At 56.2% G+C, this 13,781-nt stretch carries 15 protein-coding genes; 14 read left to right on the top strand and 1 reads right to left on the bottom strand.

What is annotated here, in order from left to right; all coding sequences use genetic code 11:
* Nucleotides 1-67 precede the first annotated feature (67 nt).
* The 11 genes from AAF463_RS05685 (at nt 68) to nei (ending at nt 9,321) form a co-directional block, all read left to right on the top strand.
* A complete protein-coding gene (locus AAF463_RS05685) occupies nt 68-268 on the top strand; it encodes a YbfA family protein (protein WP_008107019.1) in 201 nt (66 codons plus the stop codon).
* Between the two features lie 151 nt (nt 269-419).
* Complete coding sequence (locus AAF463_RS05690; RefSeq protein WP_101763228.1) at nt 420-1,376, top strand: 2-thiouracil desulfurase family protein; 957 nt, start codon at nt 420-422, stop codon at nt 1,374-1,376.
* Nucleotides 1,377-1,388: 12 nt separating this feature from the next.
* Nucleotides 1,389-2,816 (top strand): deoxyribodipyrimidine photo-lyase, encoded by a 1,428-nt coding sequence (gene phrB / locus AAF463_RS05695; RefSeq protein ID WP_350261678.1) that lies wholly within the window; start codon nt 1,389-1,391, stop codon nt 2,814-2,816.
* 18 nt (nt 2,817-2,834) lie between these two features.
* Nucleotides 2,835-3,578 carry a type 2 GTP cyclohydrolase I gene (locus AAF463_RS05700; protein WP_350261679.1) on the top strand — a complete coding sequence of 248 codons (744 nt, stop codon included), beginning with the start codon at nt 2,835-2,837 and terminating at the stop codon, nt 3,576-3,578.
* A gap of 174 nt (nt 3,579-3,752) precedes the next feature.
* The gene (gene pxpB / locus AAF463_RS05705; RefSeq protein WP_350261680.1) at nt 3,753-4,409 is read left to right on the top strand and encodes a 5-oxoprolinase subunit PxpB; all 657 of its coding nucleotides are present in this window, start codon (nt 3,753-3,755) and stop codon (nt 4,407-4,409) included.
* Nucleotides 4,403-5,335 carry a 5-oxoprolinase subunit PxpC gene (gene pxpC, locus AAF463_RS05710; protein ID WP_101763224.1) on the top strand — a complete coding sequence of 311 codons (933 nt, stop codon included), beginning with the start codon at nt 4,403-4,405 and terminating at the stop codon, nt 5,333-5,335. Before pxpB ends, pxpC begins: the two co-directional genes overlap by 7 nt.
* Nucleotides 5,325-6,062 (top strand): 5-oxoprolinase subunit PxpA, encoded by a 738-nt coding sequence (pxpA, locus tag AAF463_RS05715; RefSeq protein WP_101763223.1) that lies wholly within the window; start codon nt 5,325-5,327, stop codon nt 6,060-6,062. Before pxpC ends, pxpA begins: the two co-directional genes overlap by 11 nt.
* A gap of 59 nt (nt 6,063-6,121) precedes the next feature.
* On the top strand, nt 6,122-6,850 hold the full coding sequence (locus AAF463_RS05720; protein WP_101763222.1) for a DUF969 domain-containing protein: 729 nt from the start codon (nt 6,122-6,124) through the stop codon (nt 6,848-6,850).
* The gene (locus AAF463_RS05725; RefSeq protein ID WP_350261681.1) at nt 6,850-7,866 is read left to right on the top strand and encodes a DUF979 domain-containing protein; all 1,017 of its coding nucleotides are present in this window, start codon (nt 6,850-6,852) and stop codon (nt 7,864-7,866) included. Before AAF463_RS05720 ends, AAF463_RS05725 begins: the two co-directional genes overlap by 1 nt.
* Nucleotides 7,867-7,873: 7 nt before the next feature.
* On the top strand, nt 7,874-8,521 hold the full coding sequence (gene pcp, locus AAF463_RS05730; protein ID WP_101763220.1) for a pyroglutamyl-peptidase I: 648 nt from the start codon (nt 7,874-7,876) through the stop codon (nt 8,519-8,521).
* 11 nt (nt 8,522-8,532) lie between these two features.
* A complete protein-coding gene (nei, locus tag AAF463_RS05735) occupies nt 8,533-9,321 on the top strand; it encodes an endonuclease VIII (RefSeq protein ID WP_350261682.1) in 789 nt (262 codons plus the stop codon).
* Nucleotides 9,322-9,357: 36 nt separating this feature from the next.
* Here nei and AAF463_RS05740 read toward each other — a convergent pair whose 3' ends face one another.
* Complete coding sequence (locus AAF463_RS05740; RefSeq protein WP_008107361.1) at nt 9,358-10,641, bottom strand: citrate synthase; 1,284 nt, start codon at nt 10,639-10,641, stop codon at nt 9,358-9,360.
* Between the two features lie 594 nt (nt 10,642-11,235).
* Here AAF463_RS05740 and sdhC point away from each other — a divergent pair.
* The 3 genes from sdhC to sdhA are packed head-to-tail and all read left to right on the top strand — an operon-like array spanning nt 11,236 to nt 13,775.
* Complete coding sequence (gene sdhC, locus AAF463_RS05745) at nt 11,236-11,667, top strand: succinate dehydrogenase cytochrome b556 subunit (RefSeq protein ID WP_168197448.1); 432 nt, start codon at nt 11,236-11,238, stop codon at nt 11,665-11,667.
* On the top strand, nt 11,661-12,008 hold the full coding sequence (sdhD, locus tag AAF463_RS05750; RefSeq protein ID WP_049850912.1) for a succinate dehydrogenase membrane anchor subunit: 348 nt from the start codon (nt 11,661-11,663) through the stop codon (nt 12,006-12,008). Before sdhC ends, sdhD begins: the two co-directional genes overlap by 7 nt.
* Nucleotides 12,009-13,775, top strand: a complete 1,767-nt coding sequence (gene sdhA / locus AAF463_RS05755) for a succinate dehydrogenase flavoprotein subunit (RefSeq protein ID WP_217547241.1) — start codon at nt 12,009-12,011, stop codon at nt 13,773-13,775.
* Nucleotides 13,776-13,781: the final 6 nt, after the last annotated feature.

A 13,781-nucleotide genomic window follows, 5' to 3' on the forward strand; every position in this document is an offset into this window, starting at 1 on the left:
CACAACAACGGTTAATATCTGAACCAGATCACATTTCAACGCAATGTTTACCACAAGGGGGCCAAAGATGGATCGCGCATATCCACTGTATAAAATCGTACTGCGCCGCGTGCTGGTGGTAGCAATCGGTTTGCTGGCGTTGCCAGTGATGTTATTCCGCTCAGATCGCGCACGTTTGTACAGTTACCTGCATCGTATGTGGTGCAAAACCAGCACGAAACCCGTCTGGCTGGCGCAGTCTGAAGCGGCTGCCGGCATTCACTGGTAAGCGAATTTAGCGCAGTATTAACCCGGCGACTTCACGTGAAGCGCCGGGTTTTTTATTGATAATTTTCACGCCCACCGCGCGTTCCCGCTGTTATCTCCGCGCATTTCAGCTACACTTAAAACCTCTACAAGATTTATGAGGTTGTACAAGTATGAGCGAGAAAATTCCTGTTGGTATCAGCGCTTGCCTGCTCGGGGATAACGTCCGATTTGATGGTGGCCATAAACGTTTTGCTTTCGCCACGGACGAACTCGTGCCATTTGTGCGCTTTGAACCTGTATGTCCCGAAATGGCGATTGGCTTACCGACGCCGCGTCCGGCTTTGCGCCTGGTAAAAGAGAGCGATGAAAACATCCATCTCTGTTTCAGCAAAGATGGCGGCGAAGAGGTGACGGAAAAGATGCAGCGCTGGTCCGCCGAACGCGTGAAGTCGCTACATCATCTGTGCGGCTACATCCTCTGTGCCAAATCCCCTAGCTGTGGGCTGGAACGTGTCCGCGTTTACGAGCCTGAAACCAACAACAATCGTAAAGCGGGCACCGGCATGTTTACCGCATTTTTACAGAAAGAGATGCCATGGCTGCCGCTGGAAGAGGATGGTCGTCTGCATGACGACGCTATCCGCGAAAACTTTATCGGACGCGTCTATGCGCTGCACGAATTCAACGAAATGTGGCGCAGCGGATTATCGCGCCACAAGCTGATGGCCTTCCATAGTCGCTACAAATTATTGCTGCTATCTCATGCGCAGGACGAATATCGCGAGATGGGCCGCTTTGTGGCGGCGATGGACCAATGGGATTCGCTGGAGGATTACGCCTTTGAGTACCGCAGTCGTCTGATGCACCTGATGTCACATCAGGCATCACGACGCAATCACACCAACGTGCTGATGCATGTACAAGGCTACTTCCGTCCGCAGTTGAGTTCGCCGCAGCGTCAGGAGCTGGCGCAACTGATTGATCGTTATCGTCAGGGCGTACAGCCGCTGTTAGCACCGATCACCATGCTGAAACACTACATGGCGGAATACCCGCATCCGTGGCTGGCACAGCAGCGCTATTTTGATCCTTATCCGGAAGCGCTGCGTTTGCGCTACGGCCAATAATTTCGGGGCTTTATGACCACCCATTTAGTTTGGCTGCGCAACGATCTGCGCCTCAATGACAACACGGCGCTGGCCGCCGCCTGCCGCGATAGCCAGGCCAAAGTGATTGCGCTGTTTATCGCCACACCGCAGCAGTGGCAGCAACACCATATGGCGCCAAAGCAGGCGGCGTTCATCCAGCAAAGTCTCAGTTTGTTGCAGAAGTCACTGGCTGAACGCGGCATTCCTCTGCATTTCCATCAGTGTGATGACTTTGCCGCTTCGATTGAATATCTGGCGAAATTTTGCCAGCAGCAACGGGTTGATGCGCTGTTCTACAACTACCAGTACGAAATTAACGAGCGTGAACGCGATGCGCAGGCGGAGAAACGTCTGGATGCGCAGGGCGTAATATGTCAGGGATTCGATGACAGCTTGCTGTTGCCGCCGGGCAGCGTGCAAACCGGCAGCAACACCATGTTCAAAGTGTTCACGCCGTTCAGCAAAGCCTTTGTTCGTCGTTTACATCAGGGCTTACCGGAGTGCCATCAGGCACCGAAAGCGCGTGATGGTGCGCCCATCAGTATCGAAAAGAAGATTCCCGCTTTTGATTATCCTTGTGAAGCCTTTGATGAAAGCCTGTTCCCGGCGGGAGAAGAGGCGGCGTTAAAACAGCTGCGCCACTTCGCTAAACAGGCGGTGCAGCATTATCCAGATCAGCGTGATTTACCGGCCATTGACGGCACCAGCCGCTTATCGGTTTATTTGACCACTGGCGTGCTGTCGCCGCGCCAATGTCTTCATCGCGTGCTCAAAGAGCATCCCGATGCGCTCAACGAGGGCAAGGCCTTTACCTGGCTGAACGAACTGATCTGGCGCGAATTCTATCGTCATCTGATGGTGGCGTTTCCGGCGCTGTGTAAGCACCAGCCGTTTGTCGACTGGACGCGCAACGTGGATTGGCAGTCTAACCAGGAACATTTAACGGCTTGGCAACAGGGCAAAACCGGCTATCCGATTGTTGATGCGGCGATGCGCCAGCTCAACACGCTCGGCTGGATGCATAATCGCTTGCGCATGATTACCGCCAGTTTCCTGGTGAAGGATCTGCTGATCGACTGGCGTGAAGGTGAGCGTTATTTTATGCAGCAGCTGATCGATGGCGATCTGGCCGCCAACAATGGCGGCTGGCAGTGGGCCGCGTCAACTGGCACCGATGCCGCGCCCTATTTTCGTATCTTCAATCCCACCACGCAGGGCGAGCGCTTTGATAAACAGGGCGACTTTATCCGTCAGTGGCTGCCGGAACTCAGCGACGTGCCCGACAGCGATATTCATCAGCCGCAAGTGTGGGCGCAGAAAAATAACAAGAAACTCGATTATCCCGCGCCAATCGTGGAACATAAGGACGCACGTAAAAAGACACTAGACGCCTTTGAGCGCGCCCGCAGCGCGGCTTGAGGCGGTCAGGGAGCCGTAATGAATAATGTCGAGTTAGAACAGATCGTTAACCAGCAGCTGAATAACTGCGCCTTCAGCGACTACGCACCGAACGGTTTGCAGGTGGAAGGGCGCGCCGAGGTGAAAACCATCATCACTGGCGTAACCGCTTGTCAGGCGCTGCTGGATGAGGCGGTGAAGCGCAACGCCGATGCGGTGCTGGTACATCACGGTTACTTCTGGAAAAGCGAAGCGCCGGTGATTAAAGGCATGAAGCGCCAGCGTCTGCGCACGCTGCTGGCCAATGATATCAATTTGTATGGCTGGCATCTGCCGCTGGATGCGCATCCCGAGTTGGGTAATAACGCGCAGCTGGCGCGTCTGTTTGATATTGCAGTGAAAGGCGAGATTCAGCCACTGGTACCGTGGGGCGAGCTGGCACAACCACTGAGTGGCGCGGCGCTGGCGGAAAAAATTGCCCAACGTTTAGGTCGCACACCGCTTCACAGTGGTGATAACGCGCCGGCATTGATCAAGCGCGTTGCCTGGTGCAGCGGCGGCGGTCAGGGCTTTATCGATAGCGCGGCAGCCTTTGGCGTCGATGCCTTTATTACCGGTGAAGTCTCCGAGCAAACCATCCACAGCGCGCGCGAACAAGGTTTGCACTTCTTTGCCGCCGGACACCACGCGACCGAACGCGGCGGCATCAAGGCGCTGGGCGAATGGTTAGCTGCCCATCATGGCCTTGATGTGACCTTTATCGACATCGACAATCCGGCCTGATTTCTCTCCTCTCACGCCCTTAACCTGCGTTAAGGGCGCAAATCTGTTGACACATCTCTGTCACTTTCGCATAACTTATGGCTTTTACGCATAAACGAGAAGTTCGTTCGCTATGAATGGCGATCCTGCAACATTCGTTCTGCGACATGTAAGACTTTTACCAGGAGGTTGTTTTTGCAACGAGCACGTTGTTATCTGCTAGGTGAGCGCGCGGTGGCGCTGGAACTGGAGCCACCGGTTTCGTTGGCCAGCCAGCAGCGCATCTGGGGATTGTGTCAGCGACTGCAGCAAAACGAGCAGGTTGAGGAAGTGATTCCTGGCATGAACAACCTGACGTTGCTGCTGCGCGATCCGCAACGCAATGCATTGGACGCGATTGAGCGTTTGCAGCGTTGGTGGGAAGAGAGCGAAGCGCAGCTGCCGGAATCGCGCCGCGTCGAAATTCCAGTTGTGTACGGCGGCGCAGGCGGGCCGGATCTGCTGGAGGTGGCGGAGCGCGCCAACATGACGCCCAGGCAAGCGGTAGAACTGCACAGCAGCATCGATTATGTGGTTTATTTCATCGGCTTCCAGCCTGGTTTCCCTTATCTCGGCGGCCTGGATGAGCGTTTACACACGCCGCGCCGCGCTGAACCGCGCGTGCTGGTGCCGAGCGGCTCGGTGGGCATCGGCGGCAGCCAAACCGGCATCTATCCATTAGCCGCGCCCGGCGGCTGGCAACTGATTGGCCATACGCCGCTCAGCCTGTTCGACCCGCTTCAGCATCCACCGACACTGTTACGTCCCGGTGATAGCGTGCGCTTTGTGCCGCAGCAGGAGGGCGTATGTTGAAAATTCTCCGCGCGGGCATGATGACCTCGCTGCAAGACCACGGCCGCACCGGCTTCCGCCAATATGGCATCAGCGTGGGCGGCGCGCTCGATCAACCGGCAATGCGCACCGCCAATATGCTGGTGGGCAACCCCGAGCAGAGCGCGGTGCTGGAAATCGTGCTGGGACAATTTAAAACGCAGTTTACCCGTGATGGCTGGTTTGCATTGACGGGCGCGGGCTGCAATGCCGATCTGGATGGCAAACCGGTCTGGACCGGCTGGCGTCTGCCGGTGAAAAAAGGGCAGGTGCTGACGCTGGCAACGCCCACGCGCGGCATGCGCAGTTATCTGGCGGTCAACGGTGGTTTTGCCGTGCCGGACATGCTCGGTTCGGTCAGTACCGATCTCAAGGCAGCGTTTGGCGGCTGGCAGGGACGTAAACTGCAGGATGGCGATGAGCTGCCGTTGGGTAAACCGACGCGCGACTTCAAAGATAAAGCCGGCGTGCGTCAACTGCTGTGGGGCAACCGCATCCGCGCCTTAGCGGGCCCGGAATATAACGAGTTCTCGCGTGAGGCGCAGCAGGGTTTCTGGCGCAGCCCGTGGAAGCTCAGTCCGCAAAGTAATCGCATGGGTTATCGCCTGCAGGGACGTCAACTGCATCGCGATGCGACGCGCGATTTGCTGTCGCACGGTTTAGTGCCTGGCGTGGTACAGGTGCCGCCCAATGGTCAACCGATTGTGTTGATGGCGGATGCACAAACCACCGGCGGCTATCCGCGCATTGCCTGCATCATCGAAGCCGATCTTTATCATCTGGCGCAAATTCGTCTCGGCGAACCGATTCACTTTATCCACTGCACGCTGGAAGACGCGATTCACGCCAAACAGCATCAACAACGTTCCTTCGACCAAATAGCCTGGGGATTGGCCCATGAAGATTGATCTTAACGCCGATCTCGGCGAAGGCAGCGCCAGCGATCGGGAGCTGCTGACGCTGGTGAGTTCAGCCAATATCGCCTGCGGCTTCCACGCTGGTGATGCGCAAACCATGCTGCAATCGGTGCGCTGGGCGAAAGCGTCGGGCGTGGCGATTGGCGCGCATCCGAGTTTCCCCGATCGGGAAAACTTTGGCCGTACCGCCATGCAGCTGCCGCCGGAAACGGTGTATGCGCAGATGATCTACCAGATTGGTGCGCTGAAAAGCATTGCCGAGAGCGAAGGCGAACGGCTGGTACACGTCAAGCCGCACGGCATGCTGTACAACCAGGCGGCGGGCGATCCGCAACTGGCGGATGCCATCGCGCGCGCGGTAAAAGCCGTGGATAGCGGATTGATTCTGGTCGGATTGGCGGGCAGCGCGTCGATTGCGGCGGCGGCGCATCATGGTCTGCGCACCCGCGAAGAGGTGTTTGCCGATCGCGGCTATCTGGCGAGCGGGGCGTTAGTGCCACGCAGCCAGCCGCAAGCGATGATTGAAGATGCCGAACAGGCGCTGGCGCAAACGCTGGCGATGGTGCAGCAGCGTCAGGTGCAGAGCATCAGCGGAGAATGGGTCAAGGTTAACGCCGAAACCGTCTGTTTACACGGTGATGGCGCACATGCGCTGCAGTTCGCCCGCACGCTGCGCGCGGCATTTGCGACCAGTCAGATTGCGGTCACCAGCGCATAACGTTTTTACTCATTGCCCGGCATCACGCCGGGCTTTGTCTTTTCACATAAGGGAACAACATGGATAACGTGGTAAACCTCTGGCCGCTGCTGGGCATTGCCGCCATCATTCTGGGTTTTGTGCTGCGCTTTAACCCGGTGCTGGTGGTGATTGTGGCGGGCTTCGTCACCGGGCTGGCAGCGCATCTGCCGCTGGCAGACATTCTGGAAAAGCTCGGCTCTGGCTTCCTCAATACGCGTAATCTGCCGCTGATTCTGCTGCTGCCGCTGGCTGTTATCGGTTTGCTGGAGCGTCATGGCCTGAAAGAGCGGGCGCAAAGCTGGATTGCGCAGATCAAAACCGCCACCGCCGGCCGCTTGCTGATCGTCTACCTGTTTGTGCGTGAAGCCACCGCCGCGCTGGGCTTAACCAGCCTGGGCGGGCATCCGCAGATGGTGCGTCCGCTGCTGGCGCCGATGGCCGAAGGTGCCACAGAAAACCGCTACGGTGATGTCCCGCCAGACGTGCGCCATCGTCTGCGCGCCATGTCTGCGGCGACCGATAACGTCGGTCTGTTCTTTGGCGAGGATATCTTCGTTGCCTTTGGCGCGATTATCTTCATGCATAACTTTATGCAGGAATCTGCCGGTATCAGCACCGAACCGCTGCATATCGCGCTGTGGGGCATTCCTACCGCGCTCTGTGCTTTCCTCATTCATTCAGCTCGTCTGGTGCGTCTCGATCGCCAGCTGTCGCGTGAATTGGGCGCGTTAAACCAGCAGGCGCTGAACGCCAAAGGAGCGAAGTAATGTTCCAGCAACAATATTTGATGTGGCTGGCAGGGGTGATCCTGCTGGTGGTTGCCGTGCTTTCATGGCGTGACAGCGCTAACCCGCGCCGTTTTACCACCGGTCTGTTCTGGGCACTGTATGGCCTGATTTTCCTGATTGGCGACGGTGCTTATCAGCTGATGGGACAATGGGCGGGCGATGCGGAACTGGGCCGCCGCGGGTTGCATATCGGCGTGGGCGTGGCCGTGGTGTTGATGGCGCTGATTGCCGGTTTCGGCGGCGTGCGTCTGGGGCGTTATCATCAGCGCAGCGATGAGCAGAAACAGGAAAGTGCTAAACGTCTGCAAAACAAACTGTTCCTGCCAGCGCTGGCGATTCCACTGGTGACGGTGATTGGCGTGCTGGCGTTTAACCATATTCCCGGTTTGCAGGATACGGTGTTTGGTTCCGGCAATCATTCCACGCTGGTGACGCTGTTCTCCATGATGATTGGCTGCCTGCTGGGCTGGCTGATTGCGTTGAAAATCACCCATGAAAAGCCGCTGCAGTCGATGCAGGAAACCCGTCGCCTGCTGGATGCGGTCGGTTGGGCATTTATTCTGCCGCAGATTCTGGCCACGCTTGGCCTGCTGTTCACCAGCGCCGGTGTCGGCACGGCAATTTCGCATCTCACCGAACAGTATCTGGCGGTAGATAATCGCCTGATTGCCGTCGCGGTATATGCGGGTGGCATGGCATTGCTGACCATGGTGATGGGCAATGCGTTTGCTGCCTTCCCGATTGTGACCGCCGGCATTGGTATTCCGATTCTGGTGCTGCAGCACGGCGGCAATCCGGCGGTAATGGCGGCGATTGGGATGTTCTCCGGCTATTGCGGCACGTTGATGACGCCAATGGCGGCCAACTTCAACATTGTGCCGGCGCGCCTGCTAGAGCTGCCGGACCGCAACGCGGTGATCAAGGCTCAGGTGCCAACCGGTGTGCTACTGTTGGTAGTGAATATTTTCCTGCTCTACTTCCTGATGTTCTTGTGAGGTTGCAATGAAAACGGTGTTAATGACGGCGTTTGAGCCTTTTGGTGGCGAAAACATCAACCCTTCGTGGGAAGCGGTGCGCACCTTCGACGGCAAAGAGATCGCCGGTGCACGCATTGTGGTACGCCAGCTGCCGGTGGTATTTGCCACTTGCGGTGAAGTGCTGACGCGCGCGCTGGAGGAGATTCAACCCGACCGCGTGTTGTGCGTCGGGCAAGCCGGCGGCCGCGCCGATATTACCGTTGAACGCGTTGCGATCAACGTGGATGACGCGCGCATACCGGATAACAACCAGCAGCAACCGATCGATCAGCCCATCGAGGCGGATGGCCCGGCGGCTTATTTCTCCACGCTGCCGATCAAAGCGATGGTTGCCGCGCTGCGTGAAGTGGGTGTGCCGGCCTCGGTATCGCAAACCGCCGGCACCTTCACCTGTAACCACGTGATGTACAGCCTGCTGCACTGGATCCACACCACCAACAGCAAGGCGCGCGGCGGTTTTGTTCATATCCCGTATATGCCGGAACAAGCGGTGCACCATCCCGGCGTGGCCAGCATGGCGACTGCAAGCGTGATTCAGGCGCTGGAAACCTCGCTGCAGGTGATCCTGAGTACCGAAAATGATATCCGCGTCGTCGGTGGCGCTACGCATTAAAAGGAGTTGTTATGCCTGAGGGACCGGAGATCCGTCGCGCGGCGGATCAGCTGGCAGAGGCAATGGTCGGCAAACCCCTTACCGATGTGTGGTTTGCCTTTCTACAGCTGAAAACCTACGAACCGGCGCTGATGGATGCCACCATCAACGCCTTCGAAACGCGCGGTAAAGCGCTGCTCACCCACTTCTCCAATGGTTTGACGCTCTACAGCCACAATCAGCTGTACGGCGTGTGGCGCGTGGTGCCAACCGGTACGCAACCGAATACCACGCGTCAGCTGCGCGTGCGGCTCGCGACGGCGGATAAAACCATTTTGTTGTATAGCGCCTCGGATATTGAGCTGCTCAACGCCGATACCTTAGCCGCGCATCCGTTTTTGCAGCGCGTGGGCCCGGATGTGCTGGATGCCAGCTTAACGGTGGAAGAGGTGCGCGAGCGTTTGCTGTCGCCGCGTTTTCGTCGTCGCCAGTTCAGCGGCTTGCTGCTTGATCAGGCCTTTTTAGCCGGCCTCGGCAATTATCTGCGCGTGGAGATTTTGTGGCATGCCGGATTGCTGGCGTCGCATCGGGCGCAGGACCTCAGCGAACAGCAGCTGACGGCGTTAAGTGAGGCGATGCTGGCGGTGCCGCGTTTGTCATACGAGATGCGTGGCAGCATGAAGAAGTATCATGAAGAAGCAGCGTTTCGCTTCGAGGTGTTTCATCGGCAGGGGAAAAAGTGTCGGCGGTGCGGCGCGGTGATTGAGAAGGGCGTGCTGTCATCGCGGCCGTTTTACTGGTGCCCGGGATGCCAGTTGTAGCGCTATAAAAAAGGCGGCCAGATGGCCGCCTTTCTCTTATTTATCCAGCGCCGAGGTGAATGGACGCTCGGTGTAACCGGTATAAAGCTGACGCGGACGGGCGATTTTCATGCCTTCGTCGTGCATCTCTTTCCAGTGTGCAATCCAGCCCACGGTGCGCGCCATGGCGAAGATAACGGTAAACATGGAAGACGGAATGCCCATTGCTTTCAGGATGATGCCTGAATAGAAATCGACGTTTGGATAGAGTTTACGCTCGATGAAGTACGGGTCGTTCAGCGCGATGTGTTCCAGCTCCATCGCCACTTCCAGCAGATCATCTTTCATGCCCAGTTCGTTCAGCACTTCGTGACAGGTATCGCGCATCACGGTGGCACGTGGATCGTAGTTTTTATACACGCGGTGGCCGAAGCCCATCAGACGGAACGAATCGTTCTTATCTTTCGCACGTTTAACAAACTCAGGGATGTGATCAACGGTGCTGATCTCTTCCAGCATGCGCAGAGTCGCTTCGTTGGCACCGCCGTGTGCTGGTCCCCACAGAGAAGCGATACCGGCGGCGATACAGGCAAACGGGTTCGCGCCTGAAGAGCCTGCGGTACGGACGGTAGAGGTAGAAGCGTTCTGCTCATGGTCGGCGTGCAGAATCAGAATACGGTCCATCGCGCGTTCCAGCACTGGATTCACTTTGTACTCTTCGCACGGCGTGGCGAACATCATGTGCAGGAAGTTACCGGCATAAGAGAGGTCGTTGCGCGGATACACAAACGGCTGGCCAATCGAGTACTTGTAGCACATCGCTGCCATGGTCGGCATTTTCGACAGCAGGCGGAACGCAGCGATTTCACGGTGACGTTCAATGTTGACGTCTAATGAGTCGTGATAAAACGCTGCCAGCGCACCGGTCACACCACACATTACTGCCATTGGATGCGAATCGCGGCGGAAGCCGTGGAACAGTCGGGTGATTTGCTCGTGAATCATGGTGTGGCGGGTAACGGTGGTGCGGAACTCTTCAAACTGGGCTTGGGTCGGGGCTTCGCCATTCAGCAAGATGTAACACACTTCAAGATAGTTAGAGTGGGTTGCCAGCTGATCAATCGGGAAACCGCGGTGTAACAGAATACCTTCGTCACCATCAATAAAGGTGATTTTAGATTCGCAGGACGCCGTAGAGGTGAAGCCGGGATCGAAGGTGAACAGGCCTTGTGAGCCAAGGGCGCGGACATCAACTACATCTTGTCCCAGCGTGCCTTGCATCACGTCCAGTTCAACAGAAGTATTATCTTGTAGGGTTAGCGTCACTTTTTTATCTGTCATTATTTCGTCTCCATAGCGCCTTTAAGGTAAGGATCTTAGACACCAGAATAGCCATGTTGTTACGTAAAACCACAATCTTCACAGCATCACTCTGCGGTAACGTTGGTCGTGCAGGGTTACAGAGTAAATGCTGAACTGGGCCATTCGGTGGCGTCGGGGCATGACATGCTGCACATCGAGGATGTTAAAGTTCCTGTCACGACATAACTTCTTGGTAACCAATAACCTGATGCTTTGTGTTACTTGTATTGGCAATGTTACATAACTTGAGCTTAGGGGAAAGTGTATCCCCATAACTTTTGTGCATCATAGGACTTTAATGCGATTGTTTGTAACTGAAATGTTGATCTTTTGTCAAATCAGATAATTAAAAATGTATGAATTGTGAAATTCGTGAGACTGATCACTGTTCAGCCTAAATGTGACCAAAGAGATTGTAGGGGAATTGTAATCAGAATGTGATCCTCCTATACTGCGGCCAGGTCTCCGGAACACCCTGACACCAGGAGCCACCCAGCGTTTTACCCGCTTTATTTAACACTGGATGTTGCTATTTTGGTGGCGGTTGCAGTCTGAACACACGCTGTGTCTCTGATGCAACTCAGGACCGGAGGAAGCAAAATAAAAAAGAGCTGTGTGGGCAAAACCGTGAAAAAACAAAGACCTGTTAACTTGGATCTCTCGACGATCCGGTTTCCCGTTACTGCAATATCGTCCATTCTCCACCGCGTCTCCGGCGTGATCACCTTTGTCGCTCTCGGAATTCTGCTCTGGTTACTGGGTCTCTCTCTCTCCTCTCCAGAAGGTTTCCAGCAAGCGGCATCCATCATGGATAGCTTCTTCGCCAAATTCATCATGTGGGGCATTTTAACTGCGCTGGCGTATCACGCTGTGAGCGGTATTCGCCATATGTTGGCTGATTTTGGTGTAACAGCAGAAACCCTGCAGGTGGGAACCCGTTCCGCGCAAGCGGCTTTTGTTATCACTGTCGTGCTCTCAATTTTGGCTGGAGTCCTCGTATGGTAAGCAATGCTTCTGCATTAGGACGCAACGGTATCCATGACTGGCTGTTACTGCGTGCTGCTGCAATCTTAATTACGCTCTATATTCTCTACATCCTCGGTTTTGTCGTGATGACAGGCACGCTGACGTATGACGTCTGGCATGGCTTCTTCTCGTCCGCCTTCACGAAAGTGTTCACCATGTTGACGCTGTTCTCGATTCTGATCCACGGCTGGATTGGAATGTGGCAGGTGCTGACTGACTACGTGAAACCTGTTGCAACCCGTTTGTTGCTGCAGTTTGTGATTGTGGTTGCGCTGTTGTCATATGCGATTTATGGAACCGTTGTTGTGTGGGGTGTGTAAATGAGTTTGCCAGTCAGAGAATTTGATGCCGTGGTGATCGGCGCGGGTGGCGCAGGAATGCGCGCCGCTCTGCAAATCTCCCAATCGGGCCAGACTTGTGCCCTGTTATCCAAAGTATTCCCAACCCGTTCCCATACCGTATCGGCGCAGGGCGGTATTACCGTTGCGCTGGGTAACACCCATGACGATAACTGGGAATGGCACATGTACGACACCGTCAAAGGTTCCGACTTTATCGGCGACCAGGACGCGATCGAATATATGTGTCATGTCGGTCCGGAAGCGATTCTGGAACTGGAACATATGGGATTGCCGTTCTCCCGTCTTGATGATGGCCGCGTCTATCAGCGTCCGTTTGGTGGTCAGTCGAAGAATTTCGGCGGTGAGCAGGCGGCGCGTACCGCTGCGGCTGCCGACCGTACCGGCCACGCCTTGCTGCATACGCTGTATCAGCAGAACCTGAAAAACAAAACCACCATCTTCTCCGAATGGTATGCGCTGGATCTGGTGAAAAACGAAGACGGCGCGATTGTCGGCTGTACGGCTATCTGCATGGAAACCGGCGAAACCGTCTATTTCAAAGCCAAGGCCACTATTCTGGCGACTGGCGGCGCGGGCCGTATTTACCAATCCACCACTAACGCCCACATCAACACCGGTGACGGGGTTGGCATGGCGCTGCGCGCCGGCGTGCCGGTGCAGGATATGGAAATGTGGCAGTTCCACCCAACCGGTATTGCCGGTGCGGGCGTGCTGGTCACCGAAGGTTGCCGTGGTGAAGGCGGTTACCTGCTGAATAAGCACGGTGAACGCTTCATGGAACGTTATGCGCCGAACGCCAAAGATCTGGCGGGGCGTGACGTGGTTGCGCGTTCGATGATGGTGGAAATCCGTGAAGGTCGCGGTTGCGATGGCCCCTGGGGTCCGCACATCAAACTGAAACTCGACCATCTCGGTGCCGAAGTGCTGGAGTCGCGTCTGCCTGGCATCCTTGAGCTGTCGCGTACCTTTGCCCACGTTGACCCAATTAAAGAACCGATTCCGGTGATCCCAACCTGTCACTACATGATGGGCGGCGTGCCGACCAAAGTGACCGGCCAGGCGCTGCGCGTGAATGAGCAGGGCCAGGATGAGGTGATTCCGGGTCTGTTCGCCGTCGGTGAAATCGCCTGCGTATCGGTTCATGGCGCTAACCGCCTCGGCGGCAACTCGCTGCTCGATCTGGTGGTGTTCGGTCGCGCAGCTGGTGTGCATCTGCTGGAGTGTATTGAAGAGCAGGGCGAACTGCGTGAAGCCACGCCGGAAAATATCGATGCAGCGATGGCGCGCTTCAACCGCTGGGAAAATAACACCACCGGTGAAGATCCTGTCGAAATCCGTAAAGCGCTGCAGCGCTGCATGCAGAACAACTTCTCGGTGTTCCGCGATGGCGATGCGATGCGTGAAGGTCTGGAAGAGCTGAAATTGATTCGTGAGCGTCTGAAATCAGCGCGTCTTGATGACCGTTCGCCAGACTTCAACACCCAGCGTATCGAGTGCCTTGAGCTGGATAACCTGATGGAAACCGCTTACGCCACCGCTGTTGCCGCCAACTTCCGTACCGAAAGCCGTGGTGCACATAGCCGCTTCGACTTCCCGGACCGCGATGATGAAAACTGGCTGTGCCACAGTCTCTATGTTCCGCAGACGGAAAGCATGACGCGCCGTGAGGTGAACATGCAACCGAAACTGCGTGCGGCCTTCCCGCCGAAAGCGCGTACCTACTAATTGCGG

Origin of the sequence: Pantoea sp. BJ2, from assembly GCF_040255075.1 — a bacterium.
GTDB lineage: Bacteria > Pseudomonadota > Gammaproteobacteria > Enterobacterales > Enterobacteriaceae > Pantoea > Pantoea leporis.

What these genes read in the sequence shown, in the direction of transcription:
- AAF463_RS05685 (WP_008107019.1), top strand. Translation starts at nt 68, where the DNA reads ATGGATCGCGCATATCCACTGTATAAAATCGTACTGCGCCGCGTGCTG.
- AAF463_RS05690 (WP_101763228.1), top strand. Translation starts at nt 420, where the DNA reads ATGAGCGAGAAAATTCCTGTTGGTATCAGCGCTTGCCTGCTCGGGGAT.
- phrB (WP_350261678.1), top strand. Translation starts at nt 1,389, where the DNA reads ATGACCACCCATTTAGTTTGGCTGCGCAACGATCTGCGCCTCAATGAC.
- AAF463_RS05700 (WP_350261679.1), top strand. Translation starts at nt 2,835, where the DNA reads ATGAATAATGTCGAGTTAGAACAGATCGTTAACCAGCAGCTGAATAAC.
- pxpC (WP_101763224.1), top strand. Translation starts at nt 4,403, where the DNA reads ATGTTGAAAATTCTCCGCGCGGGCATGATGACCTCGCTGCAAGACCAC.
- pxpA (WP_101763223.1), top strand. Translation starts at nt 5,325, where the DNA reads ATGAAGATTGATCTTAACGCCGATCTCGGCGAAGGCAGCGCCAGCGAT.
- AAF463_RS05720 (WP_101763222.1), top strand. Translation starts at nt 6,122, where the DNA reads ATGGATAACGTGGTAAACCTCTGGCCGCTGCTGGGCATTGCCGCCATC.
- AAF463_RS05725 (WP_350261681.1), top strand. Translation starts at nt 6,850, where the DNA reads ATGTTCCAGCAACAATATTTGATGTGGCTGGCAGGGGTGATCCTGCTG.
- pcp (WP_101763220.1), top strand. Translation starts at nt 7,874, where the DNA reads ATGAAAACGGTGTTAATGACGGCGTTTGAGCCTTTTGGTGGCGAAAAC.
- nei (WP_350261682.1), top strand. Translation starts at nt 8,533, where the DNA reads ATGCCTGAGGGACCGGAGATCCGTCGCGCGGCGGATCAGCTGGCAGAG.
- AAF463_RS05740 (WP_008107361.1), bottom strand. Translation starts at nt 10,641, where the DNA reads ATGACAGATAAAAAAGTGACGCTAACCCTACAAGATAATACTTCTGTT.
- sdhC (WP_168197448.1), top strand. Translation starts at nt 11,236, where the DNA reads ATGCAACTCAGGACCGGAGGAAGCAAAATAAAAAAGAGCTGTGTGGGC.
- sdhD (WP_049850912.1), top strand. Translation starts at nt 11,661, where the DNA reads ATGGTAAGCAATGCTTCTGCATTAGGACGCAACGGTATCCATGACTGG.
- sdhA (WP_217547241.1), top strand. Translation starts at nt 12,009, where the DNA reads ATGAGTTTGCCAGTCAGAGAATTTGATGCCGTGGTGATCGGCGCGGGT.